Here is a 12,356-nt window from a genome sequence, read left to right as displayed (position 1 = left end):
GCGTCCGTAGCGTGGCAGGCACCGCCGATCCGACCGGGACGGCCGCACGCCCGGACCCCGAGGAGCCCGCATGCCCCGCGAGACGCGACACGACGGGCGCCTCGCGCCCGGCATCGCCCGGCACGGCCGGCTGCGCAAGCCCAGCGCCGTGCCCACCGCGGTGAAGGCGCTCGCTGCGGCGACGGCCGTGGTGATCGCGAGCACGGGATCCGTCGCCGCGTTCGCCGCGTGGGACCTCGCGCGCACGGTGCAGGCGAACTCGGTCGACATCAACGACGGGCAGGCGCCGCCGCCGTCCATCGGCGGGATCGACGGGGGTGCGAACATCCTGCTCGCCGGGAGCGACAGCCGCGAGGGGCAGGGCGACCGGTACGGGGATCCGGCGGAGATGGTCGGCAACGACCACAACGACGTCACGATGCTGCTGCACATCAGCGAGGACCACTCGCGGGCGACGGTGGTGTCGTTCCCGCGCGACCTCCTCGTCGACCGTCCGGCCTGCCGCAGCGCGGACGGCACCCGGGACCTGCCCGCCGCGAGCCGCAGCCCCTTCAACGACTCCATGCAGGTCGGCGGGCTCGCGTGCGTGGTCCGCACCGTCGAGAGCCTCACGGGTCTCGCCGTCCCGTACGGCGGCGTGGTGCAGTTCCTGGGCGTGAAGGGGATCACGCAGGCGATCGGCGGGGTGCCGGTGTGCCTGGCCAACCCCATCGACGACGACGCGGACATCCACCTGGGCGCGGGCGAGCGGACGCTCCAGGGCGATGACGTGGTCGGGTTCCTCCGCACCCGGCACGGCGTGAGCGACGGCAGCGACATCGGCCGCATCAGCAACCAGCAGGTCTTCCTCGGCGCCCTCGCGCGAGCGGTCACGAGCACGGGCACGCTCACGAATCCCGCGAAGGTCTACGGGATCGCGCGGGCTGTCGTGGAGGACATGAAGCTCTCGACGTCGCTCGACGATCCCGCGACGATCGCGTCCCTCGCCCTGACGCTGAAGGACATCCCCCTCGACCGCATCACGTTCGTCCAGTACCCGGGCTTCCGCGAAGGGCAGAAGGTGGTGCCGGACGCCGCGTCCGCGGACCGGATGATGGCGCTCATCTCGGCCGACGCGGACTTCGCGCTCGCGCCCGACCGGGCGGCCAACGGCGTCGTCCTCCCGCCCGGCTCCGAGGCCACGCCGGACCCGTCGTCCACGTCGGACGCGGGCGCCGCGCCTTCCACGGATCCGTCGGCACCCGCCGTGCTCCCCGAGAACGTGATGGGCCAGACCGCCGACGAGGCGACCTGCTCCAACGCGCGATAGCGACCCGCCCGTCGCGAGAGGATGGGGCGTGCCCCGCTCCCGACCCGACGCCGACGATGACGCCGTCGAGGTGTTCAAGGTCCTCGCGAACCCCGTGCGCCTGCGGATCATGCGGTGGCTCCGTGACCCCGAGGGCGAGTTCGCCGACTACGAGCCCATCGCCGACCGGCGGGAGCACGGCGTGTGCGTCACGCACATCCAGCTCAAGTCGGGCCTCGCGCAGTCGACGGTCTCCTGATCCCGTGACGACACGCGACAGCCCCCGCACCGCCCTCATCGTGCACGCGCACCCCGAGCCCCTGTCCTTCGCGACGGCGCAGATGCGCGAGGCGGAACGTGCCCTCGCCTCCCGTGGCTGCGCGGTCACGGTCGTCGACCTGCGCGAGGGCGGGTGGGATCCGGTGCTCGCGCGGGCCCAGCTCCCCGACGCGGGCGAGCGCTTCAAGCCCCAGGCCGAGCAGATGGCCGCCGTCCGCGACGGGCGGCTCGATCCCGCCGTCGCCCGGCAGCTCGACGCGCTCCTCGAGGCCGACCTGCTCGTGCTGTCGTTCCCGCTCTGGTGGTTCTCCGTCCCGGCGATCCTCAAGGGCTGGCTCGACCGCGTCCTCGTGATGGGCGCGGTCTTCGGCGGCGACCACGGGCTGTTCGACGAGGCCGCCCTCGTCGGCCGACGCGCGGTGCTCCTCGTGACCACGGGAGGGTCGCCGGAGTCGTTCGGCCCCGGATCGTGGTTCGGCGACCTCGACGCGCTGCTGTTCCCGCTCCACCACGGCACGCTGCGCTTCGTGGGCTACGACGTGCTCGAGCCCGTCGTGACGTACGGCCCGGCGCACCTCGACGACGCGGCCCGCGACGCCGCGCTCGGCGAGGTGCGCGCGGCCTTCGACGCGATCGCATCCCGGCGCATCCTGCGGCTGACCACCTGAAGGTGCGTCGACCGGCGGGACGGGCCACGGGATCGCCGCCCGACGGGCATCTTTTTCCTCTGTTGCCGTAATATCTGATGCACCACTCGATGCCCTCACCCGAGGGTCGCCAAGCCGTCGACGCCGCGGGATCCTCAGGATCCGCGCCCGCGACGGGCACCAGGACGGGACACGGAGGAGGGCAGGGCATGGGCCAGCTGATCTTCGACAGCAGCACCCGCACCACCATCGACGACCGCGCGCTCGCGCACCTCCAGATCGTGATGCTCAACAAGCTCCGCCGCCGGGAGAGCTTCGCGTTCTCGTGGAAGTACCCGGCGTCCGAGGGCGACGGCCGCAGCACCGTGTGGGTCGCGCCCGAGCTGCCGCTGCACTTCCGCTTCTCGGGCAGTCGCCCGCCCGCGATCAACCCGGTGTGGGTGGAGGTGCTCATGGACAGCGCGAACACCGGCTCCGGGCTGCACCTGCTGCCGGAGCCCCCGCTCGGCTCCGGCGCGCACGCCGACGCCTCCCTCGACTGACGCGATCCGCGCTCCCGGCGCCCCTCCCGACCACGCCCGCCCCGCACGCACCCAAGGACGCCCATGGCCCTCACGAACCTCCCCTACGACGACGAGGCGATCCTCACCGCCACCGAGTCCGCCACCGTCCTCGGCCGCGAGGTGCGCGACGTGCAGGTCGACTTCGCCGGCACGAGCGTCTCGGGTGACAGCGTCGCGCGCGTGACCGCGACGATCACGTGGACTGTGCCGGCCGACGAGGCCGTGCGGATCCTCGACGCGGCGCTGCCGCGGGGCTGACGCGACCTCCGTCGGCGCGGGTACGCGGATCCCCCGCTCGGCCGACGACCGCCCCGTCCGCACGCCCGCGCGCCCGCCGATGCGACCGCCCGCTCGCGCGAGCGTCCTCGCCGGCGTCCGCGCCACCGCGATCGTCCTCGTCCTCAGCCTCCTCGCGAGCGGCCTCACCAGCCCGGCCCAGGGCGTCCTCCCGTTCTGGACGGCCTCGTTCGCGAACTCGGCCGGCGGCTGGAGCATGCTCGCCTTCGTCGCCGCCTGGGCCTCGCGGGCGCGCCCGCTCCTCGGCGCCGCGCTCGGCGCGGCGTCCTTCGTCGCGATGGTGGAGGCCTACGGCGCCGTCAGCCTGTGGCGCGGGCACTTCCTCGCCGAGCCGCTCCACTCCATGTGGATCCCCGTCGGCCTCGTCGCGGGCCCGGTCATCGGCGTCGCGGCGGCGCTCGTGCGGCGCGCGTCGTCCCGGTGGACGATCGCGGGCGTCGCCGTGCTCAGCGCCGTGCTCGTGGCAGAGGGGATCTTCGGCCTCACGCGGGTCGCGGACACCACGAGCCCGGTCTACTGGACCCTCGAGATCGTCCTCGGGGTCGGCTTCCTCGCCGCGGCCGCGCTGCGGGGGCGACGGGCGCGGCTCCCGGCGGAGCCCGCCGCGCCGCTCGGTGAGCCGCGGCCCGCGTCGATCCGCCGGCGCGCGCCGAGGGCGACGACGCCCTGGGAGGTCAGACCTCGAAGTCGACCGAGGCCGCGGACGCCACCAGGCTCCGCACGAACGCGGCGACGCGCTGGTGCTCCGGGTGCACGTCGTACGCCTCGAGGCCGGCCCGGTCGTCGAAGTCGGCGATGAGCACGACGTCGTGGCTGCGCGCGGATCCGACCACGTCGCGCCCCAGCTGGAACGCGCGGATGCCGGGCACCAGGTCGGGCAGGGTCCCGAGCGCCTCCATGACGCGGGCGGCGTCCCGGTCGAGGGCGGCGGGATCGCGGTCGGCGAGCTTCCAGGAGACGACGTGGCGGAGGGTCATGCTCCGACCCTATCCGCGGGCGGCGGCGCCGGGTCCCGGTCCCGGGTCAGCGCGCGTCGAGCGCCCGCCGCAGCCGGTCGGCGTCGATGCGCCAGTAGTTGTGCACGCGCCCGTCGATGAGGAGCACGGGGATCTCCTCCGCGTACCGGTCCGCGAGCGCCCGGTCGTCGAGGATGCTGCGCTCCTCCAGGGTCACCTCGGCCGCGCGGGCGGGCTCGAGCCCATCGAGCACGCCGGTCACGACGTCGCGCGCGTCGTCGCAGAGGTGGCAGCCGGGCTTGCCGACGAGGGTCAGGACCGTTGCGCTCATCCGCCCAGCGTAGGCGAGCACCCCCGGACGCACGAAGAGGACGCCGCCCCGTCACCGGGTCGGCGTCCTCTCCATCACGTCCTGCGCCCTCGTGGGCGCGTCCGCTCTACTTCTTGTTGCGGCGCTGGTGGCGCGTCTTGCGAAGCAGCTTGCGGTGCTTCTTCTTCGCCATGCGCTTGCGACGCTTCTTGATCACTGAACCCATAGGGGCACCTCATCTGTTGCCGGACGGAACACGCGGGTTCTGGTGACCCGCGGAAAATAGCCTCAGAGGAGTCTAGCCGACATCCGACATGCCGGAGTGACGCGAGGCCTCGCCGGGCTGGCCGGGCAGCGCGTTGGTCGGGTCGATCGCGGCGAGCACGGCGGACTCGGGCACGCGGAACGAGCGGCCGAAGCGGATGGCGGGCAGGTCGCCCGAGTGCACGAGGCGGTAGACGGTCATCTTGGAGACGCGCATCATCTCGGCCACCTCGGCCACCGTGAGGAATCGGACGTCGGACAGGTCACGCGACATGGGCGGATCGACTCCTCGTTCTGCGTGACCGGCTCACGGACCTCATCGCCCCCGCGATGCGGGCGCTGGTGCGCGATTCTAGGGGTCCGGATGGACGCCTGTCCATCGTGTCACATCCTGCATCACGCGTCCCGCGAATTCCCCGGCTTCCAACCGCGCAGCCGGCCGAGCGACGCCTGGCCCGCCGAGCCCGCGACGCGCGTGGCGTCGTGCACGGCGGCGGCCGCCTGGTAGCGGGTGTCAGCCCAGATCCGGCCGAGGGACGCGGCGAACGGGTAGCCGGCCGGCTCGCCGTCGTCGCCGGCGTCGGGGTCCGCCGACAGGCCGCCGCCGAGCAGCCCCGTGTCGGGATCCGCGTGCCCGTCGTCGGCCGGCTCAGCCCGGTCGTCGTCGACGAAGGGCGCGACCCACGCGTCCAGCGCCTCGAGCGGCGCCGGCTCGAGGCGGTAGTAGCGGTGCTGACCCTCCTCCCGCACGGAGACGAGGCCGATGTCGCGCAGCACCCGCAGGTGCTTCGACACGGTCGGCTGGCTGATCCCGAGGGTCTGCACGAGCTCCGAGACGCTGATCTCCCCGGTCGGCGCCTCGGGCACCGCGCGTCGGTCGAGCAGCACGCGGAGGAGGTCGCGGCGGGTGGGGTCCCCCACGACGTCGAAGATGTCAGCCATCCCCGAAGGGTATTCCGTCCCGCGCTCGCAGTACCATGGCGATCCGGGGCACTGCGCCCCGGAAGCGAACAGGGGACCATGCGCGTCAGGCCGGATCACGGGCGTCCCCTCCTCGGGCGCATCCGCGACTTCCTCGACTACTTCGCGCACTCCACGCCCGCCCGCTTCGCGATCCTCATCTTCGCCGCGCTCGTGTTCACGCTCACGACGATCCTCATGCTCCCCGGCATGACGTCGACGGGCGGCACCGCGCCCTTCGCCGACGCGCTCTTCACGGCCGTGTCCGCCATCTGCGTCACGGGCCTCGCGACCGTCGACATGGCGACGTACTGGACCCCGCTCGGCCACGCCTTCATCGCGCTCGGCGTGCAGATCGGCGGCATCGGCGTGCTCACGCTCGCGTCGATCATGGGCCTCATCGTGTCGCGCCGCCTCGGCCTCAAGGCGCGGCTCATGGCGGCGAGCGACAGCAACCCGCTGCGGATCCACCACGGCCCCGTCGCCGAGGGCCAGGCCGTGAAGCTCGGCGAGATCGGCACGCTGCTGCTCACGGTCGCGATCAGCGCGCTCGTCATCGAGCTGTCGATCGCCGCGCTGCTGTTCCCGCGGATCCTGCTGGAGGGGATCCCGGTCGGCCAGGCCGCGCTCGACTCCTTCTACTACTCGCTCATGGCGTTCACGAACACGGGCTTCGTCTTCAGCGAGGCCGGGTTCGAGCTCTACCACCAGGACTACTGGTTCCTCAGCCTGCTCATGGTCGGCGTCTTCCTCGGCAGCATCGGCTTCCCCGTCATCTACGCCGTCTACCGCGGCTGGCGGAAGCCCCGGCGGTTCTCCGTGCACGTGAAGCTCACGCTCGGGACGTCGCTCATCCTCATCGTGCTCGGCACGCTCGCCTACGTGGTGCTCGAGTGGGACAACGAGAAGACCTTCGCGCTCATGGATCCCGTGCAGCACGGCTTCCAGGCGCTCTTCCTCTCGGTCATGACGCGCTCCGGCGGCTTCTCCACGCTGGACATGGCCGACTTCGGCAACGCGAGCCTGCTGGTCACCGACATGCTCATGTTCATCGGCGGCGGGTCCGCGTCCACGGCCGGCGGCATCAAGGTCACCACCCTCGCGATCCTGTTCCTCGCGGCGCTCGCCGAGGCCCGCGGCAGCGAGTCGATGGAGGTCTTCGAGCGCCGCATCCCGAGCGACGTGCTGCGCCTCGCGGTGAGCATCGTCCTCTGGGGCGCGACGACCGTGGCGCTCAGCAGCATCGTGCTGCTGCAGATCTCCGGCGAGCGCCTCGACTACGTGCTCTTCGACGCCATCAGCGCGTTCGCCACCTCGGGGCTCAGCACGGGCTTCACGGCCGAGGCCACGGATCCCGCGAAGTACGTGCTCGCGGCCACCATGTTCCTGGGGCGCGTCGGCACGGTCACGCTGGCCGCCGCCCTCGCCTCCAGCACCCGCCGGCAGCTCTTCCAGCGCTCCGAGGAGCGGCCGATCGTCGGCTGAGCCGGCGACGCGCACCCACCCACCCGTCCCATCCCGCACCGACCGGATCAGAGAGGCCCCTCATGGGCGAACGCATCCCCCACAACGCCCCCGTGCTCGTCATCGGGCTCGGCCGCTTCGGCGCCGCGACCGCGGGCCAGCTCGCGCGGCTCGACCGCGAGGTGCTCGCGATCGACGCGAGCGAGGGGCTCGTGCAGAAGTGGTCCGACCGGGTCACCCACGCCGTGCAGGCCGACGCGCGCAACATCGAGGCCCTGCAGCAGCTGGGCGCCAAGGACTTCTCGATCGCGGTCGTCGCGGTCGGGTCGTCCATCGAGGCCAGCGTGCTCATCACGGCGAACCTCGTGGACCTCAAGATCCCGCAGATCTGGGCCAAGGCCATCAGCCAGTCGCACGGCAAGATCCTCGAGCGCATCGGCGCGAACCACGTCATCTACCCGGAGGCGGAGGCGGGCGAGCGCGTCGCGCACCTCGTGTCCGGCCGGATGCTCGACTTCATCGAGTTCGACGACGACTTCGTGCTCGCCAAGATGTACCCGCCGAAGCCCATCCGAGGCATGACGCTGCTGGAGTCGGCCGTGCGGAGGAAGCACCGGATCACGGTGGTCGGCGTGAAGACGCCCGGCAAGCCCTTCACCTACGCGACCTCGGAGACGCTGGTGTCGAACCACGACCTCATCATCGTGTCGGGCACCTCGGCCGACATCGAGCGGTTCGCCTCGCTGTCCTGATCCGCCGGTCCGCCCGCAGCGGCGCGCTCAGCCCGCCGCGAGCTCCCGGGCCCGGGCGAGCGCGGCGTCGGTCGCTCGGTCGAACAGACCTGACAGATCCGCCGCCTCCAGCACCTCGACGGCCCGCTCGGTCGTGCCCTTCGGGCTCGTGACCCGGCGGCGGAGCTCGGCGGGCTCGTCGTCGGACGCGGCCAGCAGCTCGACCGCCCCGCGGAACGTGCCCTGCACGAGCACGCGCGCCTCGTCGGCGCTGAAGCCCTTGGCCTCGGCCGTGCGGGTCAGCTCCTCGATGAGCAGGAAGACGTAGGCGGGGCCGGATCCGGAGATCGTGCTGAGGGCGTCGATCCGCTCCTCGGGGACCTCGACGACGTCACCGACCGTGGCGAACACGGCCCGGGCGACCGCCAGGTCCTCGGGCGTCGAGCGCGTGCCCGCGGCGAGGCCCGTCACGCCGCGGCCGACGAGCGAGGGCGTGTTCGGCATCGAGCGCAGCACCGCGATGCTCTCCGGCAGCAGCTCCTCGAAGGTGGCGATCGTCACGCCGGCGGCGACGCTGATCACGAGCGCGCCGGGATCCAGGTCGTCGGCGATCTCGCGCAGCAGGTCGGGCACCATGTGCGGCTTCACGCCCACGATCACGACCCGCGCGCCGCGGACCGCGCGCCGGTTGGCGTCCGCGTCCTCCTCGACGCTCGACGCGGTGACGCCGTCGCGCTCGCCGAGCGCCGTGGCGCTGGCGGCCGAGCGGGTGGTCACGCGCACGTCGCCGTCGACCTCGACGCCCGGCTGCAGCAGGCCACCAAGGATGGCGCCGTTCATGGATCCGGTGCCGAGCATCGCGAGCGACGGGAGGCGGACGGTCTCGGCGGGAGCGGACGGGGCGGAGCGGGAGGCGTCGGGCATGCCCCGATCCTAGGGACCGGGCGTCGCCCGACCGAGTGGTCGGCGACACCGGCCGCGTGGCTAGGCTGAGGCGACCGGGGCACGCGCGCCCGGGCGGCCCGAGCCGCCTCGCCGGTCGAGGAGGACAGGCCTTGAGCGAATCCCACGGCAGCAAGGCGATCCTCGCCGCATTGGCCGCTAACGTCGGCATCGCGATCACGAAGTTCGTCGCCGCGTTCTTCTCGGGCTCCTCCTCCATGCTCGCCGAGGGCGTCCACTCGCTCGCCGACTCCGGCAACCAGATCCTGCTGCTCATCGGCGGCAAGCGCGCCAAGCGCCTCGCGGACGAGGAGCACCCGTTCGGATACGGCCGGGTCCGCTACGTCTACGCGTTCATCGTCTCGATCATCCTGTTCTCCGTCGGCGGCGTGTACTCGCTCTACGAGGGCATCCACAAGATCGAGCACCCGGAGCCGCTCGACGTGCCGTGGCTGCCGATCGTCGTGCTCCTGATCGCCATCGCGCTCGAGTCGTTCTCGCTGCGCACCGCGATCAAGGAGTCCAACCCGCTCCGCGGGAAGCAGACGTGGGTGCAGTTCGTGCGCCGCGCGAAGAGCCCGGAGCTCCCCGTGCTGCTGCTCGAGGACACGGCCGCACTCTCGGGCCTGGTGTTCGCGCTCCTCGGCGTGACGGCGTCGATCCTCACGGGGAACGGGATCTACGACGGCATCGGCACCCTGCTCATCGGCGTGCTGCTGGTGGCAGTCGCCGTGATCCTCGGGGTCGAGATGAGCAGCCTCCTCGTCGGCGAGGGCGCCTCGAAGCCGGACCTCGCGGCCATCCGCGCCGCCATCATCGCGGGCGACGAGGCCGAGTCGATCATCCACATGAAGACGCTGTACCTCGGCCCCGACGAGCTGCTCGTGGCCGCGAAGATCGCCATGCCCGCCACGAGCTCGCTCGGCGACGTGGCCGCCGGCATCGACGCGATCGAGCGCCGCGTGCGCGAAGCCGTGCCGGTCGCGCGCGTCATCTACCTCGAGCCCGACGTGCGGGTCGCCACGCGCTGACGCCGGTCGACCGGGTCAGGCGCCCCGCGCAGCGGCGCCGGATCCGCCCCGCCGCCCCGCGAAGAACGCGTCGAGCAGCGCCGCGCACTCCTCCGCCGCGACGCCCGCGAACACCTCCGCGCGGTGCGGCAGCCGTCGGTCGCGCAGCACGTCGTAGAGGGATCCGGCCGCGCCCGCCTTCTCGTCCCACGCGCCGAAGACGACCCGCGGCACGCGCGCCGCGAGGATCGCACCCGCGCACATCACGCACGGCTCGAGCGTGACCACGAGCGTGGTCCCGACCAGGTGCCGGTCACCCGTCGTCGCGGCGGCTTCGCGCAGCGCCTCGACCTCGGCGTGCGCGGTGGGGTCCTGCCTGGCCTCCCGGAGGTTCCGCCCCCGCCCGATGACGACCCCGCCCGCGTCGACCACGAGCGCCCCCACGGGCACGTCTCCCGTGGCCGTGCATGCCCTGGCCTCGTCGAGCGCCACGGACATCCAGCGCGCGTAGTCGCCGCGGACGGGCAGGTCCAATCGCGTTCCCCCTTGCTGGTTGAATGGAGCCTATGCGAGTCCACGTAGCCGACCACCCGCTCATCACGCACAAGCTGACGGCGCTGCGGGACCGCACCACCCCCTCCCCCGTGTTCCGCAGCCTGGCCGACGAGCTCGTCACCCTGCTCGCCTACGAGGCCACGCGCGACGTGCGCGTCGAGACGATCACGGTGCAGACGCCGGTCGCCCCCGCCGAGGGCCTCACGCTCAGCGACCCGAAGCCGCTCGTGGTCCCCATCCTCCGCGCCGGTCTCGGCATGCTCGACGGCCTGATGCGCCTCATGCCGAGCGCCGAGGTCGGCTTCCTCGGCATGGTGCGCAACGAGGAGACGCTCCAGCCGGACATCTACGCCGAGCGCCTTCCGACCGACCTCTCCAACCGCCAGTGCTTCGTCGTCGACCCGATGCTCGCCACGGGCGGATCGCTCCTCGCCGCCATCGAGTACCTCTTCGACCGCGGCGCGGTGGACGTCACGTGCATCTGCCTCATCGCCGCACCCGAGGGCCTGAAGGCCGTCGAGGAGGCGACCGAGGGTCGCGAGGTCACCATCGTGCTGGGCGCGCTCGACGAGAAGCTCGACGAGGTGGGCTACATCATCCCGGGCCTCGGCGACGCTGGCGACCGCCTGTACGGCACCGCCGCCCACTGACCCGCGGCCTCCCGGCCCGCCGCCCTCGTACCTCCGGCGCCCGCCCCCCTCGGGGACGGGCGCCGCTGTGCGCGCACGCACGATTCCTGCGCGTCCCGCACGATTCCGGCCGCTCCTGTTGACACGGGCGCACGGATCCGTGCAAGCTCTCTCCATGACTCTGAACGCGCACGTCCTGACCTCCTCCGAGGCCTCGGGAGTCGCCGGCATGATGATGCCCGGCCGTGTCGCGATGTGCTGTCGAATGTCGGCCTGACCCGCCGCCTTCGCCCGAGCGGTCCCGCGACGCATCCGTCGCCGACCCTCCCCGCCGCATCCCGGCGCATCCGCCCCCTGAGGCGTCTCGCACTCCCCTGAGGTCCCGCGCACTCCAGCTGCGCCGCACCCGCATCATCACAAGGATTCCCGCCATGTCTCTCGCGACCATCGACCCCGCCCGCACCTCCCTCCGATCCGCTCCCGCCGCACCCGTGCTCCGCGCGGCCGCGCCGCTCGCCCCGCCGGTCCGCCGACCCCAGGCCGTGCCGGCGTCCACCACGACCGCCACCGCGCCGGCCACCGCGCCCGCCCGTCCCGCCCGCCTCCGCGCCGTCCCCGAGGGCACCGAGGCGCGCGGCTTCGCGATCTACGTCGGGCTCGACGAGCTCAAGGCCGCCGCGGCCGGCACCGACCTCGGCACCGTCGTCGCCGCGCTCAAGCGCCTGGCCGCCGAGCTGGCCCCGGGCGTCGAGACGCACGCCGCCGTCGCCCTCGCCCCCGAGGGCGCGGGCGGCCGCGACATCGACGTGGTCCGGCTCGCGCTCCAGGACCCCGCCGCCGTCGCCCAGCACCGCGAGCAGCCCGAGGACGAGGACCGCGTCGACGGCGGCGTGACGGTCGACCTGTCCCGCAAGCGCGTCGTGCTCGACGGCGCGACCGCCCCGCTCACCTACAAGGAGTTCGAGCTCCTGCAGTACCTGGTGCTCCGCGAGGGACGCACGATCGAGCGATCCGAGCTCATCGCCTCGCTGTGGTCCGCCGCGGACGAGGACGACGTGCCGAACGAGCGGACCATCGACGTGCACGTCCGCCGACTCCGTTCCAAGCTCGGCCGCTACGAGGAGATCGTCCGCACGGTGCGCGGCGCCGGGTACCGGTTCGACCGTCACGCGGACGTCGCCGTCCACCACGCCAGCACGCAGTCGCCCGACCTGTTCTGAGGCGTCCGGACGCGCTCAGCCTGCCCTGGCGGAGCTGTCGGCGATCTCCCAGCGCATGGCGCCCGTTTCGGGTAGCCGGGCGTTACGGGATCGTTATACAGTCTTCTCGTCCCCATCGTTTGCTGTGGCGGTGGAGACGGAATGTGATTGCAGGACACTCCTGGTGCAAGGGAGAGGGTCGGCCCCATGCCTCTGGGGTCGGCCCTCAGTCGTGTCCGGCGCGGATCCGCTCCGGGCTCTC

Annotated in this window: 17 protein-coding genes and 1 pseudogene; 11 read left to right on the top strand and 7 right to left on the bottom strand. The window is 72.7% G+C overall.

Annotation, left to right across the window (positions count from 1 at the left end; all coding sequences use genetic code 11):
- Positions 1–70: 70 nt before the first annotated feature.
- The 6 genes and pseudogenes from CMN_RS02540 to CMN_RS15250 form a co-directional block, all read left to right on the top strand.
- Positions 71–1,309 (top strand): LCP family protein, encoded by a 1,239-nt coding sequence (locus CMN_RS02540; protein WP_015489288.1) that lies wholly within the window; start codon positions 71–73, stop codon positions 1,307–1,309.
- Positions 1,310–1,337: 28 nt separating this feature from the next.
- Positions 1,338–1,547: an ArsR/SmtB family transcription factor gene (locus tag CMN_RS02535; protein WP_015489287.1), complete on the top strand. Its 210-nt coding sequence runs from the start codon at positions 1,338–1,340 to the stop codon at positions 1,545–1,547.
- A gap of 4 nt (positions 1,548–1,551) precedes the next feature.
- A complete protein-coding gene (locus CMN_RS02530; protein WP_015489286.1) occupies positions 1,552–2,235 on the top strand; it encodes an NAD(P)H-dependent oxidoreductase in 684 nt (227 codons plus the stop codon).
- Between the two features lie 188 nt (positions 2,236–2,423).
- On the top strand, positions 2,424–2,756 hold the full coding sequence (locus tag CMN_RS02525) for a DUF7882 family protein (protein ID WP_015489285.1): 333 nt from the start codon (positions 2,424–2,426) through the stop codon (positions 2,754–2,756).
- A 63-nt stretch (positions 2,757–2,819) separates the two neighbouring features.
- Complete coding sequence (locus CMN_RS02520; protein ID WP_015489284.1) at positions 2,820–3,035, top strand: hypothetical protein; 216 nt, start codon at positions 2,820–2,822, stop codon at positions 3,033–3,035.
- Positions 3,036–3,114: 79 nt separating this feature from the next.
- Positions 3,115–3,651, top strand: a pseudogene (locus CMN_RS15250) (DUF6518 family protein); the annotation flags it as partial.
- A gap of 97 nt (positions 3,652–3,748) precedes the next feature.
- On the opposite strand, the gene CMN_RS02510 reads toward CMN_RS15250, so the two are convergent.
- The 5 genes from CMN_RS02510 to CMN_RS15470 all read right to left on the bottom strand — a co-directional run bounded on the left by CMN_RS02510 (position 3,749) and on the right by CMN_RS15470 (position 5,546).
- On the bottom strand, positions 3,749–4,051 hold the full coding sequence (locus CMN_RS02510) for a Dabb family protein (protein ID WP_015489282.1): 303 nt from the start codon (positions 4,049–4,051) through the stop codon (positions 3,749–3,751).
- 46 nt (positions 4,052–4,097) lie between these two features.
- Positions 4,098–4,361: a glutaredoxin family protein gene (locus tag CMN_RS02505; RefSeq protein ID WP_015489281.1), complete on the bottom strand. Its 264-nt coding sequence runs from the start codon at positions 4,359–4,361 to the stop codon at positions 4,098–4,100.
- Positions 4,362–4,467: 106 nt separating this feature from the next.
- Positions 4,468–4,566 (bottom strand): 30S ribosomal protein bS22, encoded by a 99-nt coding sequence (locus CMN_RS14740; protein ID WP_003792170.1) that lies wholly within the window; start codon positions 4,564–4,566, stop codon positions 4,468–4,470.
- Between the two features lie 72 nt (positions 4,567–4,638).
- Positions 4,639–4,878 carry a helix-turn-helix domain-containing protein gene (locus CMN_RS02500; RefSeq protein ID WP_015489280.1) on the bottom strand — a complete coding sequence of 80 codons (240 nt, stop codon included), beginning with the start codon at positions 4,876–4,878 and terminating at the stop codon, positions 4,639–4,641.
- A 122-nt stretch (positions 4,879–5,000) separates the two neighbouring features.
- Positions 5,001–5,546 carry an ArsR/SmtB family transcription factor gene (locus CMN_RS15470; RefSeq protein WP_015489279.1) on the bottom strand — a complete coding sequence of 182 codons (546 nt, stop codon included), beginning with the start codon at positions 5,544–5,546 and terminating at the stop codon, positions 5,001–5,003.
- Positions 5,547–5,624: 78 nt separating this feature from the next.
- On the opposite strand from CMN_RS15470, the gene CMN_RS02490 reads away from it, so the two are divergent.
- The gene (locus CMN_RS02490) at positions 5,625–7,049 is read left to right on the top strand and encodes a TrkH family potassium uptake protein (RefSeq protein WP_015489278.1); all 1,425 of its coding nucleotides are present in this window, start codon (positions 5,625–5,627) and stop codon (positions 7,047–7,049) included.
- A gap of 62 nt (positions 7,050–7,111) precedes the next feature.
- Positions 7,112–7,780 carry a potassium channel family protein gene (locus CMN_RS02485; protein ID WP_011931765.1) on the top strand — a complete coding sequence of 223 codons (669 nt, stop codon included), beginning with the start codon at positions 7,112–7,114 and terminating at the stop codon, positions 7,778–7,780.
- Positions 7,781–7,807: 27 nt separating this feature from the next.
- On the opposite strand, the gene proC is transcribed toward CMN_RS02485, so the two are convergent.
- Entirely contained in the window at positions 7,808–8,683 is an 876-nt protein-coding gene (gene proC, locus CMN_RS02480; RefSeq protein ID WP_015489277.1) for a pyrroline-5-carboxylate reductase, read from the bottom strand.
- A 131-nt stretch (positions 8,684–8,814) separates the two neighbouring features.
- Between proC and CMN_RS02475 the strand changes: the two genes are divergently transcribed.
- On the top strand, positions 8,815–9,732 hold the full coding sequence (locus tag CMN_RS02475; RefSeq protein WP_015489276.1) for a cation diffusion facilitator family transporter: 918 nt from the start codon (positions 8,815–8,817) through the stop codon (positions 9,730–9,732).
- A 15-nt stretch (positions 9,733–9,747) separates the two neighbouring features.
- On the opposite strand, the gene tadA is transcribed toward CMN_RS02475, so the two are convergent.
- A complete protein-coding gene (gene tadA / locus CMN_RS02470; protein ID WP_015489275.1) occupies positions 9,748–10,209 on the bottom strand; it encodes a tRNA adenosine(34) deaminase TadA in 462 nt (153 codons plus the stop codon).
- A 68-nt stretch (positions 10,210–10,277) separates the two neighbouring features.
- Between tadA and upp the strand changes: the two genes are divergently transcribed.
- Together upp and CMN_RS02460 are read left to right on the top strand one after the other, a co-directional pair.
- On the top strand, positions 10,278–10,916 hold the full coding sequence (upp, locus tag CMN_RS02465; protein ID WP_015489274.1) for a uracil phosphoribosyltransferase: 639 nt from the start codon (positions 10,278–10,280) through the stop codon (positions 10,914–10,916).
- A gap of 410 nt (positions 10,917–11,326) precedes the next feature.
- Positions 11,327–12,115 carry a winged helix-turn-helix domain-containing protein gene (locus tag CMN_RS02460; RefSeq protein ID WP_015489273.1) on the top strand — a complete coding sequence of 263 codons (789 nt, stop codon included), beginning with the start codon at positions 11,327–11,329 and terminating at the stop codon, positions 12,113–12,115.
- The last annotated feature ends 241 nt before the right edge of the window (positions 12,116–12,356 follow it).

The sequence above is a fragment of the Clavibacter nebraskensis NCPPB 2581 genome (assembly GCF_000355695.1).
Taxonomy (GTDB): domain Bacteria; phylum Actinomycetota; class Actinomycetes; order Actinomycetales; family Microbacteriaceae; genus Clavibacter; species Clavibacter nebraskensis.
This window is presented reverse-complemented; position numbering and strand designations above follow the sequence as displayed.